Below are 14,186 nucleotides of genomic sequence, written 5' to 3' on the forward strand. Positions count from 1 at the left end.
AGAAAAAAGAACGCAGTCAGAATGACGTGATTCGAGAGTTGATTCGATCTTTGACTGCCAAATAAATTTGGCAGTTCGCTTATATCCCCCGGTTCAAAACACGGGGGCTTTACGCTTTATCACGTAACGCTCGCTGCACCAATTACCGTAAAGACGCAATTTAGCACCTCTCTCACTCCCCCTATGTCACCGCAGGCTTGGGGTGAATGCATACTGCAATGCAGTACCGCTATCAACCGACGTTTACGAAAACTATATGGTTCTTTATTGAAGCTTCAAGCCTCGACTCCGGATATTTACGTCTCTTACACCAGTCCGTCTTCACAATGGAGTCACCCCATTGCAGTCAATCAGCCGATAGAGAGCGTATCAGGATATGCTGCCAAGCGTTTCTGTTCCCCTTTACTTGCATCACGGCGGTACTGAATGGATGTACGAATCCATGAGTCCTGTCTTTGATAGCCCCCTATAGCCCCTATAGCCCCCAATTCTGGCTTCGACCTGAGCGCTCAAGCGTTCAGGTTCATGCCGAAGTTCGAAGGCCGTCTAACCGAACGGAATGTTGCAGGTTCGGACGCTCCTATCCGTAGGAGTGAGGCAAGTCATACCGCACAGCACCGCTTTATTTGCAGCATAGTCAGCCAACAAAACCAGGGTTTGCGATCGATTCAACCCTATCGATTCAACAAGGAGGCCAATTTCATCCACCGTTGCATCAGCAACATCACAAGCGGTTGTTTCGTTTGCATTTGGATATCGGCTGGTGTGGAATTTTATCCGTCAATTGCATCTTAAACATTTGGGCACGCATCTTAGCTAATCCACCTGGCCGATAAAACGAACGATAGAGACGATGAACCTCATCTGCTCACAACACGCCGCCGTTTAGACTCACATCATCAGGGAACATGGTGAAAAATTGGGCGATCGCCATTGGAGTTAACGATTACAGCTTCTTACCACCGCTGCGCTATGCCACCCAGGACGCGCAGGCAATGCAGACATTTTTGATGGATGAAGCCGGATTCGAGCGAATTTTTTTCTTTGCGGATCATTCACTGCCTATTAATGGCAAATCAACCCAGCCCTCCAGGGCAAATTTGCTGCGAATGCTGCGGCAAATTTTTGCAGAACCCTTTATGGAAGCAGGAGACAACTTCTGGTTCTTTTTTAGCGGTCATGGGATTCGGCATGACGATCGCGATTATTTAATGCCTGCCGATGGTGACCCGGAAGACATTGAAAACACCGCTATTGCCATTCACTACATCACGGAACGGTTGCGCCGCTGTGGAGCCGATAATGTGGTGTTAATTCTGGATGCTTGCCGCAACCAAAACGCGCGGACGGGGCCGGGAATTGGCAACCAGACCGCAGCGATCGCACGTCAATCTGGTGTGATCAGCATCTTTTCATGCAGCCCCAACGAATTCTCCTACGAAATTGAGGCACTTGAGCAAGGTATCTTTACCTATGCCTTGCTAGAAGGACTGGGGCTACCAGGACAATGCGCCACCGTAGAGGGTTTGAATCAGTATCTCACCAGCCGCATTCCAGAATTGGCGCAACGGCACGGCACTGCGCGTCAAACGCCCTACATCATTGCTGAACCGATTACTAAACAGCATTTGATTTTAGTGCCACGTTATGCCACCCCGTCTGATATTGTTGCTCTCAAAAATGATGCCTATCGTGCTGCTCAGATTGAAGGCAATTTAGAACTTTCTGAGCAGTTGTGGATTCGAGTTCTGGCGGCAGCATCCGGGCAGGATATGGACGCTGTAAAGGCGTTACAACGAATTGCCCAATGGCGGATGGACAACGGAATGCTGGTCGAATCGGCGGCGGCAACCCCGCTCGCCGTCTTAACGCAGCCCGCTCCGCTACCGTTGTTTGATGCTTCAGACGAGGCAACCAGCAGCAACGACCTGCCGATGTCTCTGGTGTCGTCTCAAACAGCGGTATATCCTTCTCGTCCAGTAATACAGCCTGTGCCAGGATGCGTGCGATTGCTGGCAGGTCACACGGCCTCGGTGCAGGCGATCGCCATTAGCGCCGATGGCAAACTGCTGGCCAGCGGCAGCGACGACCAAACCGCGCGGCTGTGGAATCTGGAAACCGGAGAACCCCTGCATCGCTTCTATGGTCATGCCAACGTGGTGACGGCGGTGGCAATCAGCCCGGATGGCAAAACCCTGGTAACGGGCAGTGGAGACAACACGATTAAGCTCTGGGACTGTGTAACGGGTGCGCTAGTGGGCACCCTGACTGGACATTCGGGTTGGGTGCTGGCGATCGCTCTCTCTCCGGACGGTAAAACCCTGGCCAGCGGCAGTGCAGACGGCAGCATCAAACTATGGCATCTCGATACCCACCAGGAACAGCGGATTTTGCAGGGACATTTGGGCTGGGTGGGCACCGTTGCCGTTAGCCCCGACGGAGCGCTGTTAGCCAGCGGTAGCCACGACAAAACGGTGAAGCTCTGGGATCTGGAGACTGGACGGTTGCTCAATACGCTGGTTGGGCACACCGAGCGGGTCTGCTTTGTCGCCATCAGTGCCGATGCTGAGACGTTAATCAGCGGTAGCCACGACAACACCATCAAGCTCTGGCAGTTGCAGCGGGGCAAACTTTTACGCACCTTTGCGGGGCACGCTGATTTGGTGAGCGCGATCGCCCTCAGCCCCAACGGTAAGCTATTAGCCAGCGGTAGCCACGACAACACCATCAAGCTCTGGCAGTTGCAGCGGGGTAAACTCTTACGCACCTTTGCAGGACATGCCGATTCTGTCAGTGCGATCGCCTTTAGCTCTAATGGCAAACTGCTGGCGAGCGGAAGCCGCGATCGCGCGATTCGTGTTTGGCAGGTGCCGTCGGTTGCCGCGCCGATGAAATGGCTGTTTACCGGAGCGGCCTTGCTGCTGCTAACGCTGAGTGTTTTGCTGGCTAATCAGGTTTGGGATAATTGTCAGGTGCGATCGCTAAACCCAACCGCCTGTGTAAATGACCACCTGGAAACCGTCCGAACCTGGCTGTTAAAACGAATGTAATGGATTATCACCCTGGGAAATCGGGATTTCAATCCAAAATTCGGTGCCCTGTCCCGGTACAGAACTACACTTCAAATTGCCGCCGTGTTTTTCCACCACAATTTGATAAGAAATGGATAGCCCCAGTCCGGTTCCTTTGCCGACGGGCTTGGTCGTAAAGAAAGGATCGAACAGGCGAGTTTGAATCTCTGCGGGAATGCCTGCACCGTTATCGCAAATGCGAATCACAGCATGGCGATCGCCCGGTAAGACATCCGTGTAGATGGTAATCGTTTTGGGCTGGACTGAGCCTGAAGCGTTCCCTCGGGTGGTGGGCAGATTGGTGCTATCCAGGGCATCGATCGCGTTGCTGATGATGTTCATCAACACCTGATTGAGCTGCACCGCGTAGCATTCGATGGGCGGTAGTTTGCCATAGTGACGAACCACCTGGATCTCCGTTCCGTTCGAACGGTTTTTGAGGCGATGCTGCAAAATCAGCAGGGTGCTATCAATGCCTTCGTGAATATCGACGGGCTTCATTTCGGCTTCATCCAGGCGCGAAAAGTTGCGTAGGGATAGCACAATTTGACGGATACGTTCTGATCCCATGCGAACCGACGACAAAATTTTGGAGAGGTCATCAATCAGAAATTCGAGTTCAATCATCTCGACTTTGGTTTCAATCTCGGCAATTGGCTGGGGATAACAGCGCTGATACAGCCGCACTAACTGCACCAGATCATGCACGTAGTTGGTGATGTAGGTGAGGTTGCCGTGGATGAAGTTGACCGGATTGTTGATTTCATGTGCAATCCCGGCGATGAGCTGCCCCAAACTGGACATCTTTTCGGTTTGAATCAGTTGGGTTTGCGTCCGCTGAAGCTCATAGAGTGTGGTTTGCAACTGTTGAGTCTGCGATCGCGCCTGCTCGGCAGCCGCTTGAGCCTGGGCATACAGTTCGGCTTGCTGAATGGCGATCGCCGCCTGTCCGGCCAGGTGTTCTAGCAAATCCATGTCGGTTTCCAGCCAGATTCGCACACCGCGACACTCGTGGGCAATTAGCAAGCCCCATAGCTCGTTGCGAATCACAATGGGCACGATCAGGTTAGCTTTGACCTGCATCTGCGCCAGAAACTGAACGTGGCATTCGTCCAATCCGGCTGTGTGGATATCGTCAATGGCTCGGACTCGACCTTGCAAATAGCGTTCGGCGTATTGAGCCGCAAAGCAGTCATCTGCACCAATATCACCCAGTACCGAATCCCACGGTGAAATGACATCTTCAACGATGACGCTTCCCTGCCAGTTTTGGCCAAATCGGTAGACGATGACGCGATCGGTATCCAACAATTGCCGCACCTCTCGCACAACCGTTTGCAGGGTTGTGTCTAAATTGAGGGAATCGCGGATTTGATTCGAAAGACGGTTGAGCAACTCTTCGCGCTGTGCCAGTTGCCTGAATTTGGCCTCCGACTGTCTGAGCAAATCTTCCGCCCGCTTGCGATCGGTCACATCTTCAATCGTTCCAAGAAGGCCGATGACATTGCCCTCCGCATCGTGAATCGGTAGCTTACTCGTTTCGCGCCAGGTGGTTTGCCCATCCGCCTGAAGCTGAGACTCTTTGATTCGCAGCATGGGTGTATTGGTATCCATGACGCGGCGATCGCACTTCAGATACCAAACTTTTTGCTCATCCGTCCAGGGCAGGTCATACTCGGTCATACCCACTACATTTTCGGGTGCGCCAATGCCTGCCATTTCCGCCCAACGGCGATTACAGCCTAAATAGACGGAATTGCGATCTTTCCAGAAGATGTATTGGGGAATATTATCCAGCACGACCTGGAGCAGTTCAGCGTTCCGACGCATCTGGTCAGCCCGTTCTAACCCATAGCCCGTTCGCTGACGGGTTAGAGGGTGTGTCAGCGGGCGATAAGTGCGGTCGGAAGGGTCGATCGCCGCAGGGATGCTTGCCGAGTCCGAATCTGGCATTTCAGCCCCCACGATGGGCTGATTCCACAGCGTAGCGGCATCGAATGGACTACCATTAGTTGGCGGATGCTGTTCATCAGGCGCTGTCTGTGTCTGTGCCAGTTTCACTAACCGCTGATACTGGGTGATTTCTCGACCCATGCTAAAAACGCGCGTAACTTGCCCCTGAACCAGAACGGGTGTGTAGTTTACTTCATAGAACTTACACTCGCCTTCTACCGAGAAATGATGAATTACCGTAAGCGATTTGGCTGTGGTCAGCACTTGCTGAATTGCAAGATCGAGTCCTAATGTGGCGGCACCTGTGTCTGCCAGTCTGGCGTTGGTTTTACCCACAATTTCAGATGGGGAGAGGTTCAACATTGCCGCTCCTGCCTGGTTGATAGCAAGATACTGACCTGTGATATCGTACTCTGCCCATGCATCTGTTGAGTGCGCCAGAAAAAGCTGAAGGTAATCGATTGCCGTTTCACTCGACTCACCGCTTTGATGGTTCATAACGAGGCGCTACAAATTGTGTCGGCTTCAAAACTAACTACTATCAATATTCCCTGGAGATTGGGTTTCCGCTATATCCAGACTGCACAATTTGAGGCGAGTTGACTAACCTTGAGCGGGTCTTCTTCGTAATATCTTTACGATTAATACGGTTAACAGGTGATGCTCACTGAGATTTTTGAACGGCTGCCAGATATTGGCTGATCTCGTCCAACTGCATACGCTGGCTCTTCAACTGTTGTTGAAGACTGGCGAGTTCGGCGATCGCTTGTTTTTGTTCAGTAATCTCTTCTAGCAGCAGCAGCAGCCCATCGGCGGGTTGCGGCGGATTCAATGGCGGTGTGGCATCACGGTTTTGATAAAACAGTGGCTCTATCCTCAGAGCGTACCAGCGATCGCCACAGTGAACCTCTCGCATGACGACCTGCTGTTGCTGAAGTTGAGTAATATCCGCTTGCCATTGCTCTACCTGATACCAATCAGGAATGAGGTAGAGCTGAAGATACTCATGAATTCGCACACCCAGCCACCGGGTTGCAGCGGGATTGCAAAACCATACCCGTCCATCCAGATCGCTCGCCAAAATGCCAACTGAAAGGCTGTGGGCGATCGCCAGTTGCGCCGACTGCAACCGACCAAACTGCTCGGTTAAAACCGTGAGTTGCGCTACCCGGTACATGGACGCGGGCAGGGTCTGCCACTGAACCAACTGGCTTGAGTGGCAGGCATGAAATTCTAAATATTGCTGATGTATTGTCCAAATCTGCTGAATTTGTTGTTGCAACAGCCGATTCAACCCCAGCCGTTCACGCAAAGCAACCAAACTGGTGGTTAACGTCAGCAACAGAATCGGTAGCCCAATCGGTAGCAAGAGGCCAAACTTCAGACCAACCCAACTGAGGCTGAGCCACAGTAGCGACAATTTTAACCAGCAAAAGACCTGCACACTCGATCGCCACTGCCCCAGACAGAGACTAAAGCCAGGGCCGCCCAGCAGCAGCATGAGCCATATCCACTGGTTGTATTTTACTTGTAAAGCATTGCGTTGTAGCAGATTGCTGATAGCCGTGGCGTGAAGGTAGATACCGCTGGTGGGCGGGTTGTAGTCAAATGGCGTAATCAGCGGATCAAACCCGATTGCAGTTACACCCACCAGCACAATTTTGTCTTGAAAGACAGCGTCGGGAACCGTTCCAGCAACGACATCCGCAAAGGAATAATGGGGGATGTGCTGGGTTTGGCTTAACCAGTTGAGCCACAACGGTTGCTGCGAGGACGGCATCTGAATCGATGGATGAACCAGGCTGTAGGTCTGTACGGCAGCATAGCTGAAGGGCAGCCCCGATGGGTGCAAGGCAACCTGACGCGTCAAACCATCTGCATCCTGGCGTGCCAAAATATGCCCGGTGGCGATCGCACTCGTTTGCAGCATCGGTACCGGTTGTAATGGAGTGCCGTTAGCGGCCTGGGCGACCGCAAGCACCACTCGCCCCTGGCGGGTCATTGCTGCTGCCAGTTCAGCATCATCGGCACTGGGTTCTGACCAGATCAGGTCAAACGCCACAACACCTGCCCTGGCCTGGGTCAGGCGATCGAGTAAGGTGACATAGTGATGGCGCGGCCACGGAAACCGACCAAAGCGCACTAAGCTGGCTTCATCAATGGCAACAACCACGATGCGATCGTCTATTGCCAGGTTCCCCCGCAGCCGAAACAATTGGCGGTAAGCCATGTGGTCTAACGGTTGAAAGGCTCCCAACCCAGAGAGTAGCGCGATCGCTCCAGCGGAAAGTAACCCTGGCAGTAGGTACCAGTGATAGTGATGCAATAGGCGATGAAACAGTTCTTGCTTTTTAGGTCTAAAACTCCAGCACATGCACTTGCTCTGTCCCTAATGGTGTAGACACTCTGACTTCAACCCGTAATGACGACAGAGCGGGATAAAGCACGCTAAAGCGACCGTCGCGATCGGTTGTTTGCGCCACTCTGTTCACTTCCACCAGATTCACCGGATCGACCCGCCCCAAAAGACGAATCCGCCGCACGCCTCCTTCGATTAGCCGAACGAATTGATACTGAAGCTGGGTATCGTTTCGCAAGGGTGTTGCGGGTGCAGGGGGTTCGGCAGGAATGGTGAAGTTTTGGAACCCACCTGCAACATCGACCTCTTGCCCCTGTGCGGCAGTAACCACCGCCCCGTTGAGTGTTGCCACCCCAGTTTTGCCGTCGGGCTGCACCGCCACCCCAAAATCAGTGCCGCGTACGCCGCTGATGCCAGCCGGGGTTTCAATTTCTAGCTCAGAGTTGGGGCTGGTAAATCGGCGTAGCTGCAGGCGAATGCGCCCTCTTGGTACCTCTAGTCGGGTAATGCGCCCCTGGTCAGGAGCAACACTCAGCGATCGGATTCGCATCAGTGTGTTCTCAGCCACGTTCACGTTTCCAATCCCTGTGTCTACGATCAGGACGGCTGATGAATTGGCACCCGTGGCGATCGCATCTCCGACGGTTGACAGGCGATCGCCTACTCGCGCTGGTTGCGAGCGATTACTGCGTTCAATTGTGACGTTGCCAACCAACTGCCGCACCTCTAGCCATGTTTGAATGCGTACAGGCACAACCTGTTGTGCGGTCACGTGTGGGCTTGCCAGTATAAAGGTTGCGGTTAACGCCGCAACAATCAGCCAGATCAGCCTACGGTACATAAATACAACCTTATTTAACCGCTATTAACTCAACATCGCAGACGGATGGGTGCTTAGGAACGAAGACCACTGCATTCAAGTGGGTTACCCTGGCCTAATGGCGAGTTCTGATGCCCGGTATCCTCCAGATTTAGAATACCCACACCTTGCATAACACCGTCCCGAACGGCTGAACCAGAACCTCTGCATGTGCGTTGGCCGATCAGGATGCCAGGTAATCAATGACCGCCTGAGCGATCGCCTCATTACCATCGACAGACAGCAACTGGGTTTGCTTGGGAGGCTGGGGCGATTTCTTCAGAAACTGCCAGTCTCCCTCAAAGAACTCGGCGGGAGGCACAATCTGATGTTCGGCGTAGTTTTGAATTCCCTCGATCAAGAAGGCAGCTTCAGCAAAGTCATCACGAGTCAGGGACACAATTGGGATGCCTAGCCGACAGGCTTCGGCAAAGGTGCTATAGCCCGGTTTCGACACGATGCGATTGCACAGCGGCATCAGGTCTACAGGGCGGTAGGTGCGATCGGTGATCTTGAGCAGATTGGGTAGATCGGGTGCCTGGTGATCGAAGGTGATGAACTGCCAATCGGGGAAGCGCTCAATATTGTGATATGGAGTTTGGCTCAACCCTAAGCCACCAAAGGTTAGTAATACTGTTCGTTCCGTCAGCGATTTAAGCTGGAGCCGATCGCGCATCTCTTCGATAGAGTAACGCGGTTCTCCCCCGGTCAGGCCAATGTCTTCGATCGTCGAGAAGTTGCTCATGGGTTCGTGAAACGGCAGCCGCAACAGGCGATCGCACTGTTGATAGTGTTCGCCAATCCAGTCGGCAATTTCGACAAAGTCTCCGCCCCACGCCCGATACACCAGATCCCAGCCAAAGTTGCTCGCCATCCAGCAGGGTACGTTAGCCGCGTGGGCTATTGTTGCTGCTAATGGCGGAATATCTGCCAGCACTAAACCCACTCGATTTTGTCGCAAAAAGGTGACCTCACCCGCCACAATCGATCGCGCCTGCTGCTGAATTTGCCGCAACTGGTTGAGGGTTTCAGGCTGGTCGATCGTCATACTGTCGCTTTGCACCACTCCCACATCCAATCCCCGTGGACGCAAAATAAAATCGCCCTCAATGTATAACTCCAGCAACCAGCGAGGAGCCGTTGTTGCCAGAATGATGACCATCTCTGGACAACGCTGTTGAATGCGAGCCACCACGGATGCTGTTCGGGTCACATGACCAAAGCCATGATTGGTAATGGCAACGTAGAGAATAGGTTGGGGCATGGAGGCTGTTCAGCGCGATGTAGCTCTGTAAGATGTAGCTCTGTAACCAGAATGCGGGGCAGGGGTACGATCGTCAAGATTTTTAGTCAATATTGAAAGGTGAACCAACCCTTATTCATCGTTTGGAGTGCATTGGTTTAAGGCTGACATGAGGTGTGTGGTTTGGGCGATCGCAGTCCCTCATGCTATTTGGCAAAAGATTGTGAAAAACAGCGTTCTGTTATTAAAAACAGCAATCTAAAAAAGTCAATAGTGGTATAGTTCAAGCACTCGAAACGCCGCACTCTCAAGGGAGAGTTGGAATGACTTACGAACTCGTTGGTGGGCTTGCAGGTTCGATTGCGGTATCCGTTGGGTTAATTGCATATGTTCGGCTACGTACCTATTCTCGGCAGCAGTTAGCGGCTCAACTCGAAAAACAGCAGCAGTTAGAAGGCGAAAAAGAGAGCCTGATTGAAAAACTAGACCAAACAGAAGCCGAAAAGCGATCGCTGGACGGCGAAAAGCAGCAGCTTCAAGAGAGTAAAGCAGAGCTTGAAACCCACTTTGAACACGTTAAATTTACAGCGGCTGAGCTAGAGCAAACCAAAGGCAAGCTCGAAACCAAGTTACAGAAAGCGACACACACCATTGCCGCCCTGGAAGCCCACATCCAGCAGTTGGGGCAAGAGCGCGAGCGAGTTGAAGCGGAACTGGGGCAAGGCAAGGCTCATGTCCTGGTGCTACAGCAACAGCTCGACAAGGTCGCTCAGCAGAACCATCAGTTGGAGGAAGCCCTGCACCACGAGCAAGCCAGTGTGGTTTTACTGGAGCAAGAAATTGATCGCTTTGGGCAAAACCAGGCGCAATTGGAAGCCGAATTACAGCGGCAAACCAGCCACGTTGCAGCGCTACAGCAGCAGGTAGAAACGCTCGCTCAGCAAAAAGAACAAATTGAAACAGATCTCAACCATGAACGGGGCAGCACCGCTTCTCTACAGGAGCAGTTGCAGGCGATCGCCCACGAAAAGGAAACCATCCAAACCGCGTTACAGGAGGCCAATCATCATCTAACGCATCGCAATGGGCAGCTTCAGGATGAGACGCAGACTCAACAGCATCATTTAACGACGCTGCACCAGCAAGTTGAAACGCTGACCCAGCATGCGCAACAGGTAGAGACGACTCTACAAACCGAACGTGAAACCGTTGTATCCCTTCAGCAGCAGCTTCATGCCCTGAACGATCGCCACGAACAGACGCAATCCGATCTTCAACGAGAAATCCACAACCTGTCGCTGCTGCATCAAGAAGCCGACTGTCTGTTGCAGCAGAAAGAAGCGTTGGAAGCAGAACACGCACAGCAAACCCAGACCATTGTGGCGCTACAGGCTCAGGTTGAGACGCTGGAAATGCAAAATGCACAGGTTTCAGCGACGCTTCAGGCTGAAAAGGAAAAGGTAAACCAACTGCGGCAGCAGCTTGACACACTGACGCGGCGGAAGGAAGAAGCCGATCGCGATGTGCAGCAAGAGCGTGACCACAGCGCCAAACTGGTGCAGCATATCAATGATTTGAGCTGGCAAAAGGAACAAATTGAGCAGGAGCTACAGCAACAGAAGCAGCAGGTTTCGGCTCTGCACCATCGACTCAATGGCATCGTGCAACAAAAAGAGCAATTGCAGGAACGCTTACAACAGGAGCAAGAGCATCATTTCATTGTGCGCCAGCGGTTTGACCATGTGCTGCAAGAAAAGCAGCAGGTTGAGGCTGAGCTAGAGCAAGAGCGTGAACACATCGTTGGCTTAGAATCGCAAGTCAACGAACTGGCGCACCTGCGCCAGCAAATGAGCCATGAGCTGGAACAAGAGCGATCGCACGCTTTATCATTTCAACAGCAAATTGCCGACTTAATTGCCCAAAAAGAGTGGGTGGAAGAGTTGATTCGGCAAGAAAAGGGCGGTATCTCTGTGGTGCAGCAACAGTTCAATGAGTTTGTGCAACAGCGATCGCACCTTCGGCATGAAATTCAACAGCAGAAAGAGAATTGGCTGGTATTTCAACAGCACTTTGGCGATCTGGTGCAGCAAAAAGAGCAGTTGGAATGGGATCTACAGCAAGAAAAGATCGAAACCTCTCGTTTACATCAGCAGGTGGATGAGCTGGCATGGCAAAAGGAACAGTTAGACACTGCCTTGAAGCAGGAGCGAGAAAAACTGACCTTGCTGGAACAGCGAATTAATGCGCTGACCGACCACATTCATCAGGTTGAGCAAGCGATTTATCATGAAAAGCAGGCGATCGCTACTTGCCACAGGGATGTTGGTCAATTAATGCAACACAAAGAGGCGATCGAACACCACTTACAGCAAGACCATACAGGCGTGATTCATTTAGAACAGCAGGTGAGCGATCTGGCGCACGAACGCCGACTGGAGCGCTTGCAGCTAGAGCTATCGCAGGAGCGGGAAAGTATTGCATCCTTACAACAGCGCATTGATGAGCTGAACAGTGAAAAAGAACAGGTGGCGCACGAATTACAGCGGGTGAAGGCCAAGCCGTTAACTGGCAAAACCTTTGTGATTGCTGGCAGTCTGGCAACCATGAATCAGGATGAAGCGCTGGCGCTGATTGTAGACGCGGGGGGACGGGTCAGCAGTTCATTGAGTGCCGAAATTGATTACCTGTTGGTGGGGCGATCGCCTGGGTCAAAGCTTAAACAGGCAAAGGAGCTGGGAGTGTCTCAACTATCGGAAGCCCAACTGCTAAAGATGCTAGCTCCGGCTGAAGCGTAGGTGAGATGGGTTGTTGGTGCCAAAAACGGTGCAATGTAGCCGTTAATGTAAGTCTTCATCCCACACGCCGATGTAAATGCGATCGCGATCGTTGCGCTGGATCACGCCCTTAACCCCTCCCGTCGAGAAGGAATACTCGTTGGTTTCGCGTTGTCGCACTGCCGCCAGCCCTTGCTCAATCGACTCGCTGGCTTGACCGTTCAACATTCCGTTGAGCGTTACCCGCATGACTAACGGGTCAACCGATTGGGCAAAGGACGCTTCCGTCTGGCGAACGCGATCGCTGTCTTTGTCATACAAATAGGCCACCGTTACCTGATTGGGCACCAGCTCATACAAGGCAGAGCGCGTATTTTGCCACAGTGCATTGGGGTTACGGCTGTTGGGTTCACCCAACAGTTCTACAATTTGAGCTTCGGAGGTGCCGGTGGGAATCCCCGGTACGCTGCTGCGACGCGGAGGTTCAGGAGGTGGGTTGTCATCAGCAGCCGTATCATCAAGAGGCTCAGCGACCGGAGACGGAGATTCTGCTTCAGGCGTGGGTGTCGGCGTAGGCGTGGGTTCTTCAAAAGGAGTCGGTGTGGGAGTTGGAATCTCCACCTCTGGCGAGGTTGCAACGGTAGGGGTGGGGGTGGGAGTGGATGCTGTTTGTTGCGACTGCTGCCATACCGCGCCCACGGCTGCCGCCACAATCGAGACGATCGCCACTACTCCGGCAATGGTCAACGCTTTCCAGTTGGATGATGGACGCGGAGACGGTATTGCGGCGGCGGGTCGCGATCGAGGGCGCGATCGACCTTGCGATGTGCCAGGGGAGCGAGGGGCCGCAGCGCGAGGGCTAACCGCTACGGTTGCCGCTGTAGTTGGAGTTGCCCCCTGGGGAGCCGGAATGGCCGAAGCAGTTGCCGGGGTTGCGCCACCGGGAAGTAACGCCAGCCAGTCTGCAACGGTTGCAGGACGGTAGCGTACATCCACGGCCATGCCGCGCATGACTGCCTGGTTAACAGCAGCACTGATCTGAGGCTGTAAATCGCGGGGGGCGGGCATGGGTTGGCGATCGCGCAAAATAGAGGCCACCGGAACATAAGCGGTTAGCAGCGCATACAGCGTTGCGGCTAGCCCATAAACATCGGTTGCAGGTGTGCGCTTGGCTTGCGCCAGATATTGCTCGATCGGAGCATAGCCAGCCGTGGCAATGCTGGTATGCGTCTGGGTGGTATCGGGCGTAAACTCGCGCGCAATGCCAAAGTCAATTAGCACCACCTCCTGTGTGCCCTGGCGCAGCATGATGTTTTGCGGCTTCACATCTCGATGCAGCAACCCATTGTTGTGAACGACTTCCAGCGCGGCTCCAATTTGCCGGATGTAATGAATGGCAACCTCTTCGGGCAGCGGTTGGTTGGGAAAGACAATTTCTTCAAGCGACTGCCCTCGGATGTAGTCCATGACTAAGTAGGACATGCCATCTTCGGTGAAGAAGTCATTAACCCGCACAATATTGGGATGGACACAAAGCGCCAACCGTCTGGCTTCATCCCGGAACCAGCGATCGGCCTGGGCAAACTGCGGATCAAGACGTTTAGCCGGGTCAAGCGTTTTAATGACCACCGTTTGTCGCAAATAGTGGTGCGTTGCCTTGAGGGTGATGCCAAAGCCGCCCTGCCCCAACACGTGTTCCAGGGTATATTTGCCGCCTTGTAGCGTTGTCCCGACTAGTGAGTTCATGCGCCGCGCCCGAAATCAAACGTTATAGGTTGCGTCTTCCAATCATAGACACATTCCTGACCTGTTTATTCGGTAGAAGGTGCTGTTTGTGAACCGTCTATAGGAGCGATCGCCATCGGCCTCTATGCCAATAACCGCCAGAACGATAGACGGCGCATCGTTCCAGTTCCTCTGTTTTCGT

Annotated in this window: 7 protein-coding genes; 2 read left to right on the top strand and 5 right to left on the bottom strand. The window is 53.1% G+C overall.

Annotation, left to right across the window (positions count from 1 at the left end):
• Window positions 1–908 precede the first annotated feature (908 nt).
• Window positions 909–3,050 (top strand): caspase family protein, encoded by a 2,142-nt coding sequence (locus IQ268_RS17455; protein ID WP_193881706.1) that lies wholly within the window; start codon window positions 909–911, stop codon window positions 3,048–3,050.
• Here the strand turns inward: IQ268_RS17455 and IQ268_RS17460 are convergent.
• The 4 genes from IQ268_RS17460 to IQ268_RS17475 form a co-directional block, all read right to left on the bottom strand.
• Window positions 3,036–5,522 carry a PAS domain-containing protein gene (locus IQ268_RS17460; RefSeq protein WP_193881709.1) on the bottom strand — a complete coding sequence of 829 codons (2,487 nt, stop codon included), beginning with the start codon at window positions 5,520–5,522 and terminating at the stop codon, window positions 3,036–3,038. The two genes, IQ268_RS17455 and IQ268_RS17460, sit on opposite strands and share 15 nt — an antisense overlap.
• Before the next feature lie 166 nt (window positions 5,523–5,688).
• The gene (locus IQ268_RS17465; RefSeq protein ID WP_193881713.1) at window positions 5,689–7,398 is read right to left on the bottom strand and encodes a CHASE2 domain-containing protein; all 1,710 of its coding nucleotides are present in this window, start codon (window positions 7,396–7,398) and stop codon (window positions 5,689–5,691) included.
• Window positions 7,382–8,224 carry a FecR domain-containing protein gene (locus tag IQ268_RS17470; protein WP_228035471.1) on the bottom strand — a complete coding sequence of 281 codons (843 nt, stop codon included), beginning with the start codon at window positions 8,222–8,224 and terminating at the stop codon, window positions 7,382–7,384. Before IQ268_RS17470 ends, IQ268_RS17465 begins: the two co-directional genes overlap by 17 nt.
• Window positions 8,225–8,426: 202 nt before the next feature.
• The gene (locus tag IQ268_RS17475) at window positions 8,427–9,506 is read right to left on the bottom strand and encodes a glycosyl transferase (RefSeq protein WP_193881716.1); all 1,080 of its coding nucleotides are present in this window, start codon (window positions 9,504–9,506) and stop codon (window positions 8,427–8,429) included.
• Window positions 9,507–9,808: 302 nt separating this feature from the next.
• Between IQ268_RS17475 and IQ268_RS17480 the strand changes: the two genes are divergently transcribed.
• Window positions 9,809–12,280: a BRCT domain-containing protein gene (locus IQ268_RS17480; RefSeq protein WP_193881718.1), complete on the top strand. Its 2,472-nt coding sequence runs from the start codon at window positions 9,809–9,811 to the stop codon at window positions 12,278–12,280.
• A 42-nt stretch (window positions 12,281–12,322) separates the two neighbouring features.
• Here the strand turns inward: IQ268_RS17480 and IQ268_RS17485 are convergent, their stop codons facing one another.
• A complete protein-coding gene (locus IQ268_RS17485) occupies window positions 12,323–14,005 on the bottom strand; it encodes a serine/threonine-protein kinase (RefSeq protein ID WP_193881721.1) in 1,683 nt (560 codons plus the stop codon).
• Window positions 14,006–14,186 lie beyond the last annotated feature (181 nt).

Source organism: Oculatella sp. LEGE 06141, from assembly GCF_015207605.1.
Lineage (GTDB): Bacteria > Cyanobacteriota > Cyanobacteriia > Elainellales > Elainellaceae > Oculatella.

Coding starts and splice junctions, on each gene's coding strand:
- IQ268_RS17465 (WP_193881713.1), bottom strand. CDS start 7,398: ATGTGCTGGAGTTTTAGACCTAAAAAGCAAGAACTGTTTCATCGCCTA.
- IQ268_RS17455 (WP_193881706.1), top strand. CDS start 909: ATGGTGAAAAATTGGGCGATCGCCATTGGAGTTAACGATTACAGCTTC.
- IQ268_RS17485 (WP_193881721.1), bottom strand. CDS start 14,005: ATGAACTCACTAGTCGGGACAACGCTACAAGGCGGCAAATATACCCTG.
- IQ268_RS17470 (WP_228035471.1), bottom strand. CDS start 8,224: ATGTACCGTAGGCTGATCTGGCTGATTGTTGCGGCGTTAACCGCAACC.
- IQ268_RS17480 (WP_193881718.1), top strand. CDS start 9,809: ATGACTTACGAACTCGTTGGTGGGCTTGCAGGTTCGATTGCGGTATCC.
- IQ268_RS17460 (WP_193881709.1), bottom strand. CDS start 5,522: ATGAACCATCAAAGCGGTGAGTCGAGTGAAACGGCAATCGATTACCTT.
- IQ268_RS17475 (WP_193881716.1), bottom strand. CDS start 9,506: ATGCCCCAACCTATTCTCTACGTTGCCATTACCAATCATGGCTTTGGT.